Source organism: Streptomyces sp. NPDC053079 (assembly GCF_044546695.1).
Taxonomy (GTDB): domain Bacteria; phylum Actinomycetota; class Actinomycetes; order Streptomycetales; family Streptomycetaceae; genus Streptomyces.
Genome location: NZ_JBITZJ010000006.1, coordinates 46,038 through 62,467 on the forward strand (window position 1 = coordinate 46,038; position 16,430 = coordinate 62,467).

15 protein-coding genes and 5 tRNA genes are annotated in these 16,430 nt (G+C 70.7%); 12 read left to right on the forward strand and 8 right to left on the reverse strand.

What is annotated here, in order from left to right:
- Positions 1-150: 150 nt before the first annotated feature.
- Both ACIGXW_RS22405 and ACIGXW_RS22410 read left to right on the forward strand, forming a co-directional pair.
- On the forward strand, positions 151-1,263 hold the full coding sequence (locus tag ACIGXW_RS22405) for a Leu/Phe/Val dehydrogenase (RefSeq protein ID WP_399574712.1): 1,113 nt from the start codon (positions 151-153) through the stop codon (positions 1,261-1,263).
- A 382-nt stretch (positions 1,264-1,645) separates the two neighbouring features.
- Positions 1,646-1,909: a DUF3073 domain-containing protein gene (locus ACIGXW_RS22410; RefSeq protein ID WP_071965792.1), complete on the forward strand. Its 264-nt coding sequence runs from the start codon at positions 1,646-1,648 to the stop codon at positions 1,907-1,909.
- A 107-nt stretch (positions 1,910-2,016) separates the two neighbouring features.
- Here the strand turns inward: ACIGXW_RS22410 and purM are convergent, their stop codons facing one another.
- The 6 genes from purM to purS form a co-directional block, all read right to left on the reverse strand.
- Entirely contained in the window at positions 2,017-3,087 is a 1,071-nt protein-coding gene (purM, locus tag ACIGXW_RS22415; RefSeq protein WP_399574714.1) for a phosphoribosylformylglycinamidine cyclo-ligase, read from the reverse strand.
- 46 nt (positions 3,088-3,133) lie between these two features.
- A complete protein-coding gene (purF, locus tag ACIGXW_RS22420; protein ID WP_071965744.1) occupies positions 3,134-4,651 on the reverse strand; it encodes an amidophosphoribosyltransferase in 1,518 nt (505 codons plus the stop codon).
- Between the two features lie 173 nt (positions 4,652-4,824).
- The gene (locus ACIGXW_RS22425) at positions 4,825-5,661 is read right to left on the reverse strand and encodes a sterol carrier family protein (protein WP_399574716.1); all 837 of its coding nucleotides are present in this window, start codon (positions 5,659-5,661) and stop codon (positions 4,825-4,827) included.
- Between the two features lie 107 nt (positions 5,662-5,768).
- Positions 5,769-8,018, reverse strand: coding sequence for a phosphoribosylformylglycinamidine synthase subunit PurL (purL, locus tag ACIGXW_RS22430; protein WP_399574718.1), 2,250 nt, complete (start codon positions 8,016-8,018; stop codon positions 5,769-5,771).
- Complete coding sequence (gene purQ, locus ACIGXW_RS22435; protein ID WP_071965741.1) at positions 8,015-8,698, reverse strand: phosphoribosylformylglycinamidine synthase subunit PurQ; 684 nt, start codon at positions 8,696-8,698, stop codon at positions 8,015-8,017. The genes purL and purQ overlap by 4 nt, the downstream gene beginning before the upstream one ends.
- Positions 8,695-8,970 (reverse strand): phosphoribosylformylglycinamidine synthase subunit PurS, encoded by a 276-nt coding sequence (gene purS / locus ACIGXW_RS22440; RefSeq protein ID WP_071965740.1) that lies wholly within the window; start codon positions 8,968-8,970, stop codon positions 8,695-8,697. Before purS ends, purQ begins: the two co-directional genes overlap by 4 nt.
- Positions 8,971-9,284: 314 nt before the next feature.
- Here purS and ACIGXW_RS22445 point away from each other — a divergent pair, with 314 nt between their 5' ends.
- The 10 genes from ACIGXW_RS22445 (at position 9,285) to ACIGXW_RS22490 (ending at position 14,263) form a co-directional block, all read left to right on the forward strand.
- Positions 9,285-9,602 (forward strand): Lsr2 family protein, encoded by a 318-nt coding sequence (locus tag ACIGXW_RS22445; protein ID WP_071965739.1) that lies wholly within the window; start codon positions 9,285-9,287, stop codon positions 9,600-9,602.
- A gap of 205 nt (positions 9,603-9,807) precedes the next feature.
- Positions 9,808-9,879: transfer RNA gene (locus ACIGXW_RS22450), tRNA-Gly, on the forward strand.
- Positions 9,880-9,924: 45 nt separating this feature from the next.
- A tRNA-Gly gene (locus tag ACIGXW_RS22455) sits at positions 9,925-9,996 on the forward strand.
- 45 nt (positions 9,997-10,041) lie between these two features.
- A tRNA-Gly gene (locus tag ACIGXW_RS22460) sits at positions 10,042-10,113 on the forward strand.
- A gap of 94 nt (positions 10,114-10,207) precedes the next feature.
- Positions 10,208-10,280 (forward strand) — tRNA-Gly (locus tag ACIGXW_RS22465).
- Between the two features lie 133 nt (positions 10,281-10,413).
- The gene (locus ACIGXW_RS22470; RefSeq protein WP_399574719.1) at positions 10,414-11,394 is read left to right on the forward strand and encodes an ABC transporter ATP-binding protein; all 981 of its coding nucleotides are present in this window, start codon (positions 10,414-10,416) and stop codon (positions 11,392-11,394) included.
- Positions 11,394-12,152: an ABC transporter permease gene (locus ACIGXW_RS22475; protein WP_071965209.1), complete on the forward strand. Its 759-nt coding sequence runs from the start codon at positions 11,394-11,396 to the stop codon at positions 12,150-12,152. The genes ACIGXW_RS22470 and ACIGXW_RS22475 overlap by 1 nt, the downstream gene beginning before the upstream one ends.
- 100 nt (positions 12,153-12,252) lie before the next feature.
- On the forward strand, positions 12,253-13,530 hold the full coding sequence (locus ACIGXW_RS22480) for a sensor histidine kinase (RefSeq protein WP_399574720.1): 1,278 nt from the start codon (positions 12,253-12,255) through the stop codon (positions 13,528-13,530).
- Positions 13,527-14,156, forward strand: a complete 630-nt coding sequence (locus ACIGXW_RS22485) for a response regulator transcription factor (RefSeq protein WP_071965760.1) — start codon at positions 13,527-13,529, stop codon at positions 14,154-14,156. The genes ACIGXW_RS22480 and ACIGXW_RS22485 overlap by 4 nt, the downstream gene beginning before the upstream one ends.
- A gap of 34 nt (positions 14,157-14,190) precedes the next feature.
- Positions 14,191-14,263, forward strand: a tRNA-Gly gene (locus ACIGXW_RS22490).
- A gap of 47 nt (positions 14,264-14,310) precedes the next feature.
- Here the strand turns inward: ACIGXW_RS22490 and ACIGXW_RS22495 are convergent.
- Both ACIGXW_RS22495 and ACIGXW_RS22500 read right to left on the reverse strand, forming a co-directional pair.
- The gene (locus ACIGXW_RS22495) at positions 14,311-15,711 is read right to left on the reverse strand and encodes an ATP-binding protein (protein WP_399574722.1); all 1,401 of its coding nucleotides are present in this window, start codon (positions 15,709-15,711) and stop codon (positions 14,311-14,313) included.
- The gene (locus tag ACIGXW_RS22500) at positions 15,708-16,400 is read right to left on the reverse strand and encodes a response regulator transcription factor (protein WP_399574724.1); all 693 of its coding nucleotides are present in this window, start codon (positions 16,398-16,400) and stop codon (positions 15,708-15,710) included. The genes ACIGXW_RS22495 and ACIGXW_RS22500 overlap by 4 nt, the downstream gene beginning before the upstream one ends.
- Positions 16,401-16,430 lie beyond the last annotated feature (30 nt).

Genomic DNA, 16,430 nt, shown 5'->3' on the forward strand with positions numbered 1-16,430 from the left:
ACTGACCGAATCGTCCCATGGCGCCGGAGCCCGGGAGAGTGATCCTCGGCACGGGACGGATACGGCGGGACGGCAGGTCTTACCCTCTTGGGCAACCGGCCCTCCACCACCCCTCGGAGGGCGACCTCCGCGACATATGGAGTCACCACCGTGACTGACGTACGTCCCACCTCCGACGCCGCCGGCGGCGTGCTGCACACCCTGTTCCGATCGGACCAGGGCGGCCACGAGCAGGTCGTGCTCTGCCAGGACCAGGAGAGCGGCCTCAAGGCCGTCATCGCCATCCATTCCACCGCCCTGGGCCCGGCCCTCGGCGGCACCCGGTTCTACCCCTACGCCTCCGACGAGGAGGCGGTGCGGGACGCGCTGAACCTCTCGCGCGGCATGTCGTACAAGAACGCCCTGGCGGGACTCGACCACGGCGGCGGAAAAGCTGTGATCATCGGCGACCCCGATCTGATCAAGACCGAACAACTGCTGCTCGCGTACGGCCGGTTCGTCGCCTCTCTCGGCGGGCGCTACGTCACCGCGTGCGACGTCGGCACGTACGTACAGGACATGGACGTCGTCGCCCGCGAGAACCGCTGGACCACGGGCCGCTCGCCCGAGCACGGCGGCGCCGGCGACTCCTCGGTGCTCACCGCCTTCGGCGTCTTCCAGGGCATGCGGGCGGCCGCGCAGACCCAGTGGGGCGAGCCGACGCTGCGCGGCCGCCGGGTCGGCGTCGCGGGCGTCGGCAAGGTCGGCCACCACCTGGTGGACCATCTCGTCGAGGACGGCGCGGAGGTCGTGATCACCGACGTCCGGGCCGAGCCGGTCGAGCGGATCGTCTCCCGCCATCCGCGGGTCACCGCCGTGACCGACGCCGAGGTGCTCATCCGCACCCCGCTCGACGTCTACGCCCCCTGCGCCCTCGGCGGCGCCCTGAACGACGCGTCGGTGGCCGCCCTCACCGCGACCGTGGTCTGCGGCGCGGCCAACAACCAGCTCGCCCACCCGGGTGTGGAGAAGGACCTGGCCGACCGCGGCATCCTCTACGCCCCGGACTATGTGGTGAACGCCGGTGGGGTGATCCAGGTCGCCGATGAGCTGCACGGTTTCGACTTCGACCGGGCGAAGGCCAAGGCGACAAAGATCTTCGACACGACCTTGGCCATATTCGATCGGGCGAAGGCGGACGGCATCCCGCCGGCCGCGGCGGCCGACCGGCTCGCCGAGCAGCGCATGGCCGAGGCACGGGCCGCGATCGTCGCGAGCCGGTAGCCGGGGCGGCGGGTCCCGTCACACTCCGCACCCCTTTCACCCGGCCGGGTGATGCGTGTCGCCCGGCCGGGTGGCGGCGCGGGGCCCGGCGGATCCCCACAGAAGCGCCACCGGGAGGTGGTGAACGAGAGATCTCTCACCACCCCTCGGCGGGTCGGCGCCCAGGACACGTTAAAATCGCAGCTGACCAGCGAGTACAGGGCTCCTCGTCGGTTCTGCTGCGTGGCACGTCATGCGGGCGACGTACCGTATGGCCGCGGAAGCAGGTACCGTTGAAGCTCTACAGGCCGGACACCTCCACAGGGGTCCGCTCTGACTCATGAACGTGAACGCGTGTCAAGACTCTGGGGCCGTCGAGCCCCGTCAATGAGGGGGTCGAGCCATGGGGCGCGGCCGGGCCAAGGCCAAGCAGACAAAGGTCGCCCGCCAGCTGAAGTACAACAGCGGCGGGACCGACCTCTCACGTCTGGCCAATGAGCTGGGCGCATCGCCGACGAAGCAGCCGCCGAACAGCGAGCCGCTCGACAAGGACGATGAGCTGGACGACGACCCGTACGCTCAGTACGCGAGTCGTTACAACGACGACGAGGACGAGGACGAGCAGTCGTCCGAGCAGCCCCAGTCTTCCTACCGTCGCCGCGCTTGACGCCATAGCTTTTCACCGACCCGGTTCGGGGCATCGCCCCGGACCGGGTTCTGTGCTGCCTGGAGACTGCCCGGAGCCGATCGCTCCGGGCAGTGTCTTTGCGCAGGTCAGCTGCTGTAGTCACCGGTCAGGGTCACGGCCTCCGCGCGGTCGCCGCGCTCGGTGACCTCACCGGCCACCCAGGCCTCCACGCCCCGGTCCGCGAAGGTCGCCAGCGCCACGTCCACCGACTCCTGGGGCACGACGGCGATCATGCCGACGCCCATGTTCAGGGTCTTCTCCAGCTCGTGGCGCTCGACCGAGCCGACCTGGCCGACCAGGTCGAAGACCGCGCCGGGCGCCCACGTCGAGCGGTCCACGCTCGCGTGGAGGTGGTCCGGGACGACCCGGGCCAGGTTGTTGGCGAGCCCGCCGCCGGTGATGTGCGAGAAGGCGTGCACCTCCGCCGTACGGGTGAGGGCCAGGCAGTCCAGCGAGTAGATCTTCGTGGGCTCCAGGAGCTCCTCGCCGAGCGTGCGGCCGAACTCCGGAACCTCTCGGTCCAGCTCCCAGCCGGCCCGCTCGAAGAGCACATGGCGGACCAGTGAGTACCCGTTCGAGTGAAGTCCGGACGAGGCCATCGCGATGACGGCGTCACCCGTACGGATACGATCCGCGCCCAGCAGCCGGTCCGCCTCGACGACGCCCGTTCCGGCGCCGGCCACGTCGAACTCGTCCGCGCCCAGCAGGCCCGGGTGCTCGGCGGTCTCGCCGCCGACCAGCGCGCAGCCCGCGAGGACACAGCCCTCGGCGATGCCCTTGACGATGGCGGCGACGCGCTCGGGGTAGACCTTGCCGACGCAGATGTAGTCGGTCATGAACAGCGGCTCGGCACCGCAGACGACCAGGTCGTCCACGACCATGCCGACCAGGTCGTGGCCGATGGTGTCGTAGACGCCCATGCGGCGGGCGATGTCGACCTTCGTACCGACGCCGTCGGTGGCGGAGGCCAGGAGGGGGCGCTCGTACCGCTTGAGGGCACTGGCGTCGAAGAGGCCGGCGAAGCCGCCGAGGCCGCCGACGGCCTCGGGGCGGGTGGCCTTCTTCACCCATTGCTTCATCAGCTCGACGGCGCGGTCGCCGGCCTCGATGTCGACGCCCGCGCTTGCGTAGCTGGCACCGGTGGTCTCAGAAGACATGGTCTTGAGATCTTTCGTGTCGTTCGTGACTGCGGGTACGCGAGCGCTACGGGCGACGGAGCGCGTCGGCGGCGTCCGTGCCACCGGCCAGCTCGGTCTCCAGCAGCTGCTTGCCCAGCAGCTCGGGGTCGGGCAGCTCCATCGGGTACTCGCCGTCGAAGCAGGCGCGGCACAGGTTCGGCTTGGCGATGGTGGTCGCCTCGACCATGCCTTCGAGGGAGATGTACGCCAGCGAGTCCGCGCCCAGAGACCTGCCGATCTCCTCGACCGACATGCCGTTGGCGATCAGCTCGGCCCGGGTGGCGAAGTCGATGCCGAAGAAGCACGGCCACTTCACCGGCGGCGACGAGATCCGCACGTGGACCTCGGCGGCCCCGGCCTCGCGCAGCATCTTCACCAGGGCGCGCTGGGTGTTGCCGCGGACGATGGAGTCGTCGACGACCACCAGGCGCTTGCCGCGGATGACTTCCTTGAGCGGGTTGAGCTTGAGCCGGATGCCGAGCTGGCGGATGGTCTGGCTGGGCTGGATGAAGGTCCGGCCGACGTAGGAGTTCTTGACCAGGCCCGTGCCGTACGGAATGCCGCTGGCCTCCGCGTAGCCGACCGCGGCCGGGATGCCGGACTCCGGTGTCGGTATCACCAGGTCCGCCTCCACCGGGGCCTCGGCGGCGAGCCGGCGGCCCATCTCTACACGGGAGAGGTAGACGTTGCGGCCCGCGATGTCGGTGTCGGGGCGCGCGAGGTAGACGTACTCGAAGACACAGCCCTTGGGGCGGGCCTCGGCGAAGCGGCTGCTGCGGACGCCGTTCTCGTCGATGGCGACGAGCTCGCCGGGCTCGACCTCGCGGACGAAGGTCGCGCCGCAGATGTCCAGGGCGGCCGTCTCGGAGGCCACCACCCAGCCGCGCTCCAGCCGGCCCAGCACCAGCGGGCGGATGCCCTGCGGGTCACGGGCGGTGTACAGCGTGTGTTCGTCCATGAAGACGAGCGAGAAGGCGCCCTTGACGTTCGGAAGCACCTTGGTGGCGGCTTCCTCGATCGTCAGCGGCTTGCCGTCGTCGTCGGTCTGGCCGGCCAGCAGGGCTGTGACCAGGTCCGTGTCGTTGGTCGCCGCGACCTGGTTGGCACGGCCGTTCTCCCGGGGGAGCGCGGCGACCATCTCGGCCAGCTCGGCGGTGTTGACCAGGTTCCCGTTGTGGCCCAGGGCGATGGAGCCGTTGGCCGTCGCCCTGAAGGTCGGCTGCGCGTTCTCCCACACCGAGGCTCCGGTGGTGGAGTAGCGGGCGTGGCCGACCGCGATATGGCCCGTAAGGGAACCGAGGGAAGTTTCGTCGAAGACCTGGGAAACCAGTCCCATGTCCTTGAAAACGAGGATCTGGGAGCCGTTGCTCACCGCGATGCCCGCGGACTCCTGTCCACGGTGCTGCAGCGCATACAGCCCGAAATAGGTGAGTTTGGCGACCTCTTCACCCGGAGCCCAGACACCGAAGACGCCACAAGCGTCCTGGGGGCCCTTTTCGCCGGGAAGCAGGTCGTGGTTGAGTCGTCCGTCACCACGAGGCACACCTTGAGTCTATGGCAGGGATGAGGTTCATCCGAACCGGGGAAGAGTGGCGATTGGCACACTCCACGGACAGCAACTCGGCGGCCACGGTGAATCACCTATTCGTGGCATGAAAACCCGTGCAAAGGGCCGCCGAATTACTGTTCGCTCAGGTGAGCGGGCAAACCGTTCGCTCAGGTGAGCAGAGGAAGTTGCCCGGAAATGTCGGCGCGCTCACCACTGGCCGTCACGGCGGCGTCCGCCAGGGCCGTGGACCAGTCCGCACGGCCCGTGGCCAGGCGGATCCAGGTGAGCGGATCGGTCTCCACGACATTGGGCGGCGTACCGCGGGTGTGCTTGGGTCCGGCCACGCACTGGACCACCGCGAACGGCGGAATGCGGACCTCCACGGAGCCTCCGGGGGCCTTGGCCGCGAGGGCGTCGGCGAGCAGCCGGGTGACGGCCGCGAGGGCCTGCCGGTCGTGGCGGACGGCGACGCCCGTGGCATCCGCCAAGTCATCGCCGTGCACCACGGTTTCCACCAGTCGGGTCACCATGAAATCGGCCACCGTCATGGCGCCGAAGGCGGTCGGGACCAGCGCGGCGGAGTCGGCTTCGGCGAGGGCGCCGAGCAGCTTCCCGGCGGCCTGATCGAACCTGTCCGCCACGGACTTGGGATCCGCTTCGGCGAACTCCGCGGCGCCCACCGCCGTGTGGTCCGCGACCGTGGCGGCGCTCGAGGCGAGGCCCGCCACGTAGTCGAGAAGCCCGGCCTCCGCCCGCGCGGGCAGCCGCCCCGGCTCCACGAGGCGGTGCGGCAACAGCTCCAACGCGCCGACCAGGTGGACGATCAGCTCCCTGACCGTCCACTCCCCCAGCCGGGTGCGCGTGGCGAGCAGCGCCCGCGCGTCCGGTTCCGCGCACACCGTGTCGACGACGTCCCGTACGGCCCGGACCTGCCCTTCCAGGGCGGCCCGCACCTTTGCGGGGTCGTAACTGCGAACGCGGGGCTTGCGCGGTGCTGGAGGCATGGCGCGAGCCTAATCCTTGGCCAGGCTTCGGGTGGGCCCAACGGACTCAAAGGCCATGGCCGCCGTCGAGCCCACCCGTATCCGTGACGGGAGTTACGGATGCGGCACTACGCGAGCAGCGCCGGGATCGTGGCTTCGTACGCCTCGCGCAGCTCCGCCAGCGGAAGGGTGAACTGTCCCTGGACGTCGATCTCTTCGCCGTCGACGACCCCGATCCGGGTCGCGGGCAGCCCGCGCGCGCCGCACATGTCGCCGAAGCGCAGCTCCTCGCTGCGCGGAACGGCGACGACCGCGCGGCCGGCGGACTCGGAGAAGAGGAGGACGAAGGGGTCCAGGCCGTCGGGGACGACGATCCGGGCACCCTTGCCGCCGCGCAGGCACGACTCGGCCAGCGCCTGGATGAGGCCGCCGTCGGAGAGGTCGTGCGCCGCGTCGATCATGCCGTCGCGGGAGGCGGCGATCAGGATCTCGGCCAGCAGCTTCTCGCGGTCGAGGTCGACGGCCGGCGGGAGCCCGCCGAGGTGGTCGTGGACCACCTGCGACCAGGCCGAACCGCCCAGCTCCTCCTTGGTGTCGCCCAGGAGGTACAGCAGGTGGCCCTCCTCGGAGAACGCCATCGGCGTACGGCGGTTGACGTCGTCGATGACGCCCAGCACCGCGACCACGGGGGTCGGGTGGATGGCGGTCTCGCCGGTCTGGTTGTAGAGCGAGACGTTGCCGCCGGTGACCGGGGTGCCCAGCGTCAGGCAGCCGTCGGCGAGGCCGCGGGTGGCCTCGGCGAACTGCCACATGACGGCCGGGTCCTCGGGCGAACCGAAGTTCAGGCAGTTGGAGATGGCCAGCGGGCGGGCACCGGTGGCGGCCACGTTGCGGTACGACTCGGCGAGCGCGAGCTGGGCGCCCGCGTACGGGTCGAGCTTGGCGTAGCGGCCGTTGCCGTCCGTGGCGACGGCGACACCGAGGTTGGTGTCCTCGTCGACGCGGACCATGCCGGAGTCCTCGGGCTGGGCGAGCACGGTGTTGCCCTGCACGAACCGGTCGTACTGGTCGGTGATCCAGGACTTGGAGGCCTGGTTCGGGGAGGAGACGACCTTCAGGACCTGCGCGCGCAGCTCCTCGGGGGTCTCCGGGCGGGCCAGCTTGTTCGCGTCGTCGGCCTGGAGGGCGTCCTGCCAGTCCGGACGGGCGTACGGGCGCTCGTAGACCGGGCCCTCGTGGGCGACGGTGCGCGGCGGGACGTCGACGATCTGCTCGCCGTGCCAGAAGATCTCCAGCCGTTCGCCGTCGGTGACTTCACCGATGACGGTGGCGATGACGTCCCACTTCTCGCAGATCTCGAGGAAGCGGTCGACCTTGCCGGGCTCGACGATCGCGCACATGCGCTCCTGCGACTCGCTCATGAGGATCTCCTCGGGCGAGAGCGTCGCGTCGCGCAGGTGCACGCGGTCGAGTTCGACGCGCATACCGCCGGAGCCGGCGCTGGCCAGCTCGCTGGTGGCGCAGGACAGACCGGCGCCGCCGAGGTCCTGGATGCCGTCGACGAGGTCCTCGCGGAAGATCTCCAGGGTGCACTCGATGAGGAGCTTCTCCTGGAAGGGGTCGCCGACCTGGACGGCGGGGCGCTTGGTGGGCTTCGAGTCGTCGAACGTCTCGGAGGCCAGGACGGACACGCCGCCGATGCCGTCGCCGCCGGTGCGGGCGCCGTAGAGGATGACCTTGTTGCCGGCGCCGGAGGCCTTGGCGAGGTGGATGTCCTCGTGCTTCATCACACCCACGCACAGGGCGTTGACCAGCGGGTTGCCCTGGTAGCAGGAGTCGAAGACGACCTCGCCGCCGATGTTGGGCAGGCCCAGGCAGTTGCCGTAGCCGCCGATGCCCGCGACGACGCCCGGCAGGACGCGCTTGGTGTCGGGGTGGTCCGCGGCGCCGAAGCGCAGCGGGTCCATGACGGCGACGGGGCGGGCACCCATGGCGAGGATGTCGCGGACGATGCCGCCGACGCCGGTGGCCGCGCCCTGGTAGGGCTCGATGTAGCTGGGGTGGTTGTGCGACTCGACCTTGAAGGTGACCGCGTAGCCCTGGCCGACGTCGACGACGCCGGCGTTCTCGCCGATGCCGACGAGGAGGGCGTCGTTCTCGGGGGCCTTCTCGCCGAACTGGCGCAGGTGGACCTTGCTGGACTTGTACGAGCAGTGCTCGGACCACATGACGGAGTACATCGCGAGCTCGGCGCCGGTGGGGCGGCGGCCGAGGATGGTGCGGATGCGCTCGTACTCGTCCTGCTTGAGGCCGAGTTCGGCCCAGGGCTGGTCGACGTCGGGCGTTTCGTTTGCGTGCTTGACCGTGTCGAGGCTCATGAGGCGCTGACCAGCTTCTTGAGGATCGAGGTGAAGAACCCGAGGCCGTCGGTGCGACCGGTACCGACCAGGGGCTCTACGGCGTGCTCGGGGTGCGGCATCAGGCCGACGACGTTGCCGGCGGCGTTGGTGATGCCGGCGATGTCGCGGAGCGAGCCGTTGGGGTTGACGTCGAGGTACCGGAAGGCGACGCGGCCCTCGGCCTCGAGCTCGTCGAGGGTGCGCTCGTCGGCCACGTAGCGGCCGTCGATGTTCTTCAGCGGGACGGAGATCTCCTGGCCCGCTTCGTAGTCGGCCGTCCAGGCGGTGTCCGCGTTCTCGACGCGGAGCTTCTGGTCGCGGCAGATGAAGTGCAGGTGGTTGTTGCGCAGCATCGCGCCGGGCAGCAGGTGGGTCTCGGTGAGCACCTGGAAGCCGTTGCAGATGCCGAGGACCGGCATGCCGCCCTTGGCCTGCTCGATGACGGTCTCCATCACCGGCGAGAAGCGGGAGATGGCGCCCGCCCGCAGGTAGTCGCCGTAGGAGAAACCGCCGGGCAGGACCACGGCGTCGACCTGCTTGAGGTCCTTGTCGCGGTGCCAGAGCGGCACGGGCTCGAGCCCGGCGATCCGGACGGCGCGCTGGGTGTCGCGGTCGTCCAGGGTGCCGGGGAAGGTGATGACTCCTACGCGAGCGGTCACTGTGCTTCTCCGGCGGTCTCGCGGACCTCCCCGTCGACCTTCACGGTGAAGTCCTCGATCACGGTGTTGGCGAGAAACGTTTCCGCCATCTCGTGGATTCGGGCGAGGGCGGCGTCGTCGACCGGTCCCTCCACCTCGAGTTCAAAGCGCTTGCCCTGACGGACGTCGGCGATCCCCTCGAAACCCAGGCGTGGCAGCGCGCGCTGCACCGCCTGGCCCTGCGGGTCGAGGATCTCCGGCTTGAGCATGACGTCGACTACGACGCGTGCCACTGGCACTCCCGGTGTGTGGTGCGTGAGCTGAAGCGGTGATGTCAGAGTACAGTCCCGAAAAATCTACGCGCATAGATATGCTGGGCTTATCCTTCGTGTTTACCCGGGGGCATGCGGAGCCGGTGGAAAAGTTCGGGAAAAAGACCGGAAGATCGCACCGTCGTGATTGCGATGAGGCGCACGGACGGAATTAACTGGGCTTCACCATGCATTGCCCTTTGTTGTACAAATGAATAAGTATTGACCGAGAACAACCGCAACCCTCACGTCACCGCAGGTCAAAGCGGTGATACTGGCCGAAAGGACCGATTTCCGTGGCGCAGCGCGTAGTGGTCACACTCTCCGACGACATGGACGGCGGGGAAGCCGCGGAGACCCTCATCTTCGGGATCGACGGCAAGTCGTACGAGATCGACCTGAACACTGCCAATGCGAAGAAACTGCGAGGCGTCCTCGCGCCTTACGTGGAGGCCGGCCGCAAGCAGTCCCGCTCGGGCAAGGTCTACCGGCGCACGGCCGTGGCGCCCGACCCGGCGGCGGTGCGGGCCTGGGCCCGCTCGAACGGCATGGAGGTGCCGCCGCGCGGCCGCATCCCCAAGAAGGTCTACGAGGCGTTCAACGCGGCCGGCTGAGGCCGGGCCGCCGTCGGCCGGGGCCGGGGCGGTAACGGCTGGGGGGAGCAGGAGCGGGGGGCCGGTGCGGGCGTTCCCTCCCCTGCGGACCCCCGCGTTCCGCCCGGGCTTCCCGGGCGACTTGCCAAGCACCCCGGATGATCAGCTAGAGTCTGGATCACGCCGAGGGGCAAGGCCGGGAAACGGGCCCGAACTTCGGGGTCATGCGGGTGTAGCTCAGTAGTAGAGCGCCCCCTTTCCAAGGGGGAGGCGCAGTGTGCGATTCCTGTCACCCGCTCTGACCGTTCGTTCGATCACATCAGTGGTCGGTACGGATGGACGCGCGGGTGTAGCTCAGTAGCAGAGCGCCCTCTTTCCAAGAGGGAGGCGCAGTGTGCGATTCCTGTCACCCGCTCTCACCGTTCGGTCGGCCACGTCAGTGGCCGGTGCGGATGGACGCGCGGGTGTAGCTCAGTAGTAGAGCGCCCCCTTTCCAAGGGGGAGGCGCAGTGTGCGATTCCTGTCACCCGCTCTCATCGCTTACCGACCACGTCAGTGGATCAGGTAGAGTGATGCACGCACCGCCCGGTGGCGCCTCTCTTCGAGAAGCCGTCGGTCGGAGACATGCGGACGTAGCTCAGTTGGTAGAGCACCACCTTGCCAAGGTGGATGTCGCGAGTTCGAGTCTCGTCGTCCGCTCAGAGAACGAAGGCCCCGGTCGGGAACGACCGGGGCCTTCGTCGTTGTGGTGGCCGGGCCTGCTGACATTCGTCATGCGAAGTCATGACAGGCCGCACTGACCCGGGGCGGGATCCGCCGGGAGCCTTGAACCATGGGATTCGGGGAGAGTGTGATCGAGGTCTCAGGGCTGTGCCGGCGGTACGGCACGTCCGGGGACGAGGGCTTCGAGGCGGTGCGGGGCGTGTCCTTCACCGTGCGGCGTGGCGAGGTGTTCGCGCTGCTGGGGACGAACGGAGCGGGCAAGACCTCCACGGTCGAGCTGCTGGAGGGCCTGGCCCGGCCGACGGAGGGCCGGGTGCGGGTGCTGGGCCACGATCCTTACGAGGAGCGGGGCGCGGTGCGGCCCCGCACGGGGGTGATGCTCCAGGAAGGGGGCTTTCCCTCCGGGCTCACCGCGGCCGAGACCGTGCTGATGTGGGCGGGGTGCACGACCGGGGCGCGGCCCGTGGCCGAGGCCCTGGAGCTGGTGGGGCTCGCCGGCCGCCGGGACGTGCGGGTCAAGCAGCTCTCCGGCGGCGAGCGGCGGCGGCTGGACCTGGCGCTGGCGCTGCTCGGGCGGCCCGAGGTGCTCTTCCTCGACGAGCCGACGACCGGCCTGGACCCTCAGGCGCGGCACCACACCTGGGAGCTGGTGCGGCGGCTGCGCGAGGAGGGCACGACGGTGCTGCTCACCACGCACTATCTGGAGGAGGCCGAGGCGCTGGCCGACCGGCTGGCGATCATGCGGGAGGGGCGGATCGTGACGTCCGGGACGACGGCCGAGGTGATCGGGACGTATCCGGCGCGGATCCGCTTCGCGATGCCGGTGGGCTGGTTCGTCGGGGACCTGCCGCCGCTGGCCGAGCTGGGGGTGACCCGGCACGAGGAGACGCACGGGCGGATAGAGCTCCAGACCCGGGAGTTGCAGCGGACGCTGACCGGGCTGCTGCTGTGGGCACAGGAGCAGTCCGTGGAGCTGGAGCAGCTCGACGCGCGGACGGCGTCGCTGGAGGAGGCGTTCCTGGCGATAGCGGGGGCGGACGCCGAGCCGGCCGGTCCGGCTGCGGCACTGGTTTCGGGGAGGGGCAAGTGATGGCGGTCACACGGGTGCTGGCGCTGGGGCGGGCGGAGCTGACCCTGCTCGGGCGGAACAGGATGGCGCTGTACATCGCGCTGCTGATGCCGGTGACGATGGTGGCCGCCATGCAGCGGTCTCTCGATGACCTGGACCTCGGCGCGTCCGGGATGTCGCTCAAGGAAGTGTCGATAACGGGGGCCTTCGGCTACATCCTGCTCTTCGCCGTCTACCAGAACCTGGTCAGCGCCTATGTCGCCCGGCGTGAGGAGCTGGTCCTCAAGCGGCTGCGTACGGGCGAGGCGGGGGACGCGGAGATATTGACCGGGGCCGCACTGCCCGCGGTGGGGGTGGCGCTGGCCCAGTGCGCGGTGCTGGTGGTGGCCGGGGTGAGTCTGCTGGGCCTGCGGGCGGTCGCCCGGCCCGATCTGTTGCTGGCCGGGCTGCTGCTGGGCGTCGTGCTCAGCGTCGCTCTCGCCGCCGTGACCGCCGGCTGGGCGAAGACCGTGGAGAGCGCTCAGCTGGTGACGATGCCCTTGATGGTGGTCTCGCTGCTGGGTTCGGGGCTGTTCATACCGGTGGAGATCATGCCGGACGGGCTCGCCGGGGCATGCCGGCTGCTGCCGTTGACGCCGGTGGTCGAGCTGATGCGGGGCGGCTGGCTGGGCGGGATGGGCGCGGGCGACGTGCTGCGGGCGCTCGGGACCGCTTTGGTCTGGGCGGGGCTGGGCGTGTTTGCTGTACGCCGGTGGTTCCGCTGGGAACCGAGGCGCTGAGGCGTCGACCGGGGTTGCTTGGGCGGACGAGGGGGCGGGCGGGCGCGTGGTGGTGCGGTCACGGATGAGGGAGTGGCGGGGCCGGAGCAAGGTGGCCCAGGTGGACAGCTATACGCGGTGGACGCTGTACGGAGTGCCGTGGCTGTTTCCGGTGCTCAACTGCCTCGCGTGGCTGCCCGAGCCCGGGGGCGTCCCGGCGCTGGTCTGGTTGCTGCTGAGCCTGTGCTTCCTGCAGTGCGCGCAGGGGATGAGACTCATCCGGCGCTCGCTGGACCACTATCTGCGCAAGCGGTCGGCGCCCTGGTGGGAGCTGGCCGTGAGTGCGGTCATCTTTACGCTCACCCTGACGGTGTTCGTGATCCAGGTGCGCCGCGACGGGATGTCGCACATCACCGCGAACTCGACGGTGCTGCTGCATGCCGGGCTGGTGACCTTCGGTTCGTACTGCCTGCTCACCCGCCGGATCCGTACCTATACGGCCGGCTGTGCGGGGGCGGGGGTGGTCGCGGCGGCCGGGGTGGCCCTGACGGGCAGCGGGCCGGTCGGGACGGTCACGGTGGCGTTGCTGCTGTTCCTGCTGGGGATGTGGAGCATGACGGCGGTGCGTGCCTCCGCCTGGTTCCTCGCCGTGATGTGGGAGGTGGAGGCCGCGCGGGGCACCCAGGCGCGGCTGGCGGTGGCGGAGGAGCGGCTGCGGTTCTCGCGCGACATGCACGATGTGCTCGGCCGGAACCTTGCGGTGATCGCGCTCAAGAGCGAGCTGGCCACGCAGCTGTCGCGGCGCGGTTCGGCGGCGGCGCTGGACGAGATGGACGAGGTGCAGCGGATAGCGCGGGAGTCGCAGCGGGAGTTGCGGGAGGTCGTGCGCGGCTACCGCGAGGCCGATCTGCACACGGAACTGGCCGGTGCGCGGGGAGTGCTGGCGGCCGCGGGCATCGAGTGCCGCATCACCGACTCGGTGGGGGCGGAGCTGCCGTCGGCGGTGCAGTCGGCGCTGGCGTGGGTGGTCCGTGAGGGGACGACGAACGTTCTGCGGCATGCGGAGGCGAGCCGCTGCGCGGTGCGGCTGCGGGTCGTGGAGCAGGTGGCGGTGCTGCTCATGGAGAACGACGGCGTGCGCCGCGCCTCCGGGAGCGGTCCGGCTGCCGGGGCCGGGGGCGGGTCGGGGCTGGCGGGGCTGCGGGAGCGGCTGGCGGGGCTGGGCGGCACGCTGGTGTCCGAGCAGCGCTCGCACCGCACGTTCCGGCTGACGGTGAGCATTCCGCTGGCGGGGGCAGGAGGCCGGGCCGAGCGGACGGACGGGGGCGGTGGCGCGGAGCGGGAGTCCGTGCCCGTGGCCGCCGGGGTGGCGGCCGGACCGGAGGGGGAGAAGGCATGAGCGCGAACGAGGAGGGTGGGCCCGTGCGGATCCTGCTCGCGGACGACGAGCATCTGATCCGTGGCGCGGTCGCCGCGCTGCTGGGGCTGGAGGACGATCTCCATGTCGTGGCGGAGGCGGCTTCGGGGACCGAGGCGCTGGCGATGGCGAGGGCGCACCGGCCGGACGTGGCGGTGCTGGATCTTCAGATGCCCGGGGCGGACGGTGTGATGGTGGCCACATCGCTGCGGGCCGAACTGCCCGGATGCCGGACCATGATCGTGACAGGTCATGGCAGACCGGGGCATCTGAAGCGGGCGCTGGAGGCGGGGGTGCGCGGGTTCGTGCCGAAGACGGTGTCGGCCCGGCGGCTGGCCGAGATCATCCGGGCCGTGCATGCCGGAAGCCGCTATGTGGACCCGGAGTTGGCGGCGGATGCGATCAGTGCGGGCGACTCCCCGCTCACGGCGCGCGAGGCGGAACTGCTGGAGCTGGCCGAGGACGGGGCGTCCATCGCGGAGATCGCCAAGCGGGCCTCGCTGACGCCGGGGACGGTCCGCAATTACCTCTCGGCGGCCGCGCTGAAGCTCGGTGCGGAGAACCGTCACGCGGCGGCGCGCATCGCGCGCTCTCAGGGTTGGCTATAGTGGTTCCCGCACCGCACGAAAGCGCGGGGCGAATGCGGACGTAGCTCAGTTGGTAGAGCACCACCTTGCCAAGGTGGATGTCGCGAGTTCGAGTCTCGTCGTCCGCTCAGAGAACGAAGGCCCCGGTCGGGAACGACCGGGGCCTTCGGCGTTGCTAGCGCCCGTCGGCCGGGAAGCGCAGACGGAAACGGGCACCACCGGTTCCGGCCTGCTCGGCGGTGAGCTCGGCGCCATGGGCGCGGGCGATCTGGCGGGCCATGGCGAGCCCCAGGCCGGAGCCGGGCAGGGCCCGGGCCTGGCGGGAGCGGTAGAAGCGGTCGAAGACGTAGGGCAGGTCCTCGGCGGCGATGCCCCGGCCGTGGTCGCGGACGGTGAGGTCCACTCCGCCGTCCGTGCGGACCAGGCGGACCTCCACCATCGCACCGGGCGGGCTGAACTTGGCCGCGTTGTCGAGCAAGTTGGACAGCAGCCGGGCCAGCCGGGCCGGCACCCCCGGGACGGTGACCTCCGTCACGTCCACGGTGAAGACCGTGGCCGGCCAGTGGCCGCGTGCGACGTCCGTACAGCGCTCGGTGAGGCGGTCCAGCCGGACCTGTTCGACCAGCGGCTGGGGTTCCTCGTCGCGGGCGAGCTCGATCAGGTCGTTGACCATGCCGGTCACCTCGCGCAGCTGGCGCCCCAGGGCGTCCGAGGCCCGTTCGCGCTGGGCGGCGGAGAGCCGGTCCGCGCGGGCGAGGAGCTCGGCGTTGGTGCGCAGCGCGGTGAGCGGGGTGCGCAGTTCGTGCGAGGCGTCGGCGACGAGGCGGCGCTGGGCGGCGACGGCCTCCTCCAGCTCGCCGAGCATGGTGTTGAAGCTGGTGGCGAGGCGGGTGATCTCGTCCTGGCGGCGCGCTTCATAGGGGGGCAGTTCGATGCGGTGGGCGGGGTCGCGGGTGGCAGCTATGCGTTCGGCGGTGGCGGTGAGGCGGGTGACGGGGCGCAGGGAGGTGCGGGAGGCGGCGTAGCCGAGCACCGCGGCGAGGAGGACACCGACCGCGCCGACCGCGCCGAGGTACATCCCGGCCTGGCGTACGCCCAGATCGACGGTGTCGGAGCGGGCGGCCACCTGCAGGGCCCGGTTCTTCTTGTCCTGCAGCCGGATGGTGTACATCCGCATGGGCTGGCCGTCGTGGGTGATGTCGCTGTAGTACGGGCCGAGCCGGCCGGCCGCGACCTGGCGGGCGGCGCCGGTGACGGGCAGGACGAGGTCCTCCTGGCCGGGGGCGGCCGGGTCGGCGGGGACGATCTGGGCGCAGGCGGGGGCGGCCCGCCAGACGCACTGGTTGAACAGGACGCCCTTGTCGGCGCCGCCGTGGGCCTGCTGGGCGATGATCCCGGCCTGCTGTTTGAGCTGGAGGTCGAGCTGGCGCACGAGCTCGTAGCGGATGACGACGTAGGCGGCGGCCAGGACGCCGAGTGCCACGAGCGCGACGGCGGCGGCGGTGACCATGGCCAGCCGGGCCCGCAGGGGTCTGCGGCCCAGCAGCCTGCGGCGCAGGCCCCGGACCGGGCTCATCGTTCCGCCAGCTGATAGCCGACGCCGTGCACGGTGTGGACGAGGCGGGGCGCGCCGCCCGACTCCAGCTTGCGCCGCAGGTAGCCGATGTAGACGGCGAGGGAGTTGGACTCCGGGCCGAAGTCGGTGCCCCAGACCCGTTCCTGGATCAGCTCGCGCGGCAGGACCTGGCCGGGGTGGAGCAGGAACACCTCCAGCAGCGCGAACTCGGTACGGGTGAACTCCAGGGCGACGCCGGCGCGCTCGCCGGTGCGCGTGAGGGGGTCGACCGTGAGGTCGGCGAACCTCAACTCGACGTCCGTCGCCGATGTTTCGGGCGGTGCCGCTCGGCGCAGCAGGGCGCGCAGGCGGGCCAGGAGCTCGTCCAGGGCGAAGGGTTTGACGAGGTAGTCGTCGGCGCCGGCGTCCAGGCCCGCGACGCGGTCGGAGACGGCGTCGCGGGCGGTGAGGACGAGCACGGGCGTGCGGTCGCCGAGTTCGCGCAGCCGGCGGCAGACGGCGAGGCCGTCGAGGACGGGCATGGCCAGGTCCAGCACGATGGCGGCGGGCTGTGCGGCGGCGACGGCGGAGAGGGCCTCGAGTCCGTCGGCCGCGGAGCGGACCGTGTAGCCCTCGACGGCCAGGCCGTCGACGACGGCGGCCCTGACGTCGGGGTCGTCGTCCACGACGAGTACGGACGGCTCGCCCATCGGGCCTCCGGGGGGGGTGGGGGATCTTGT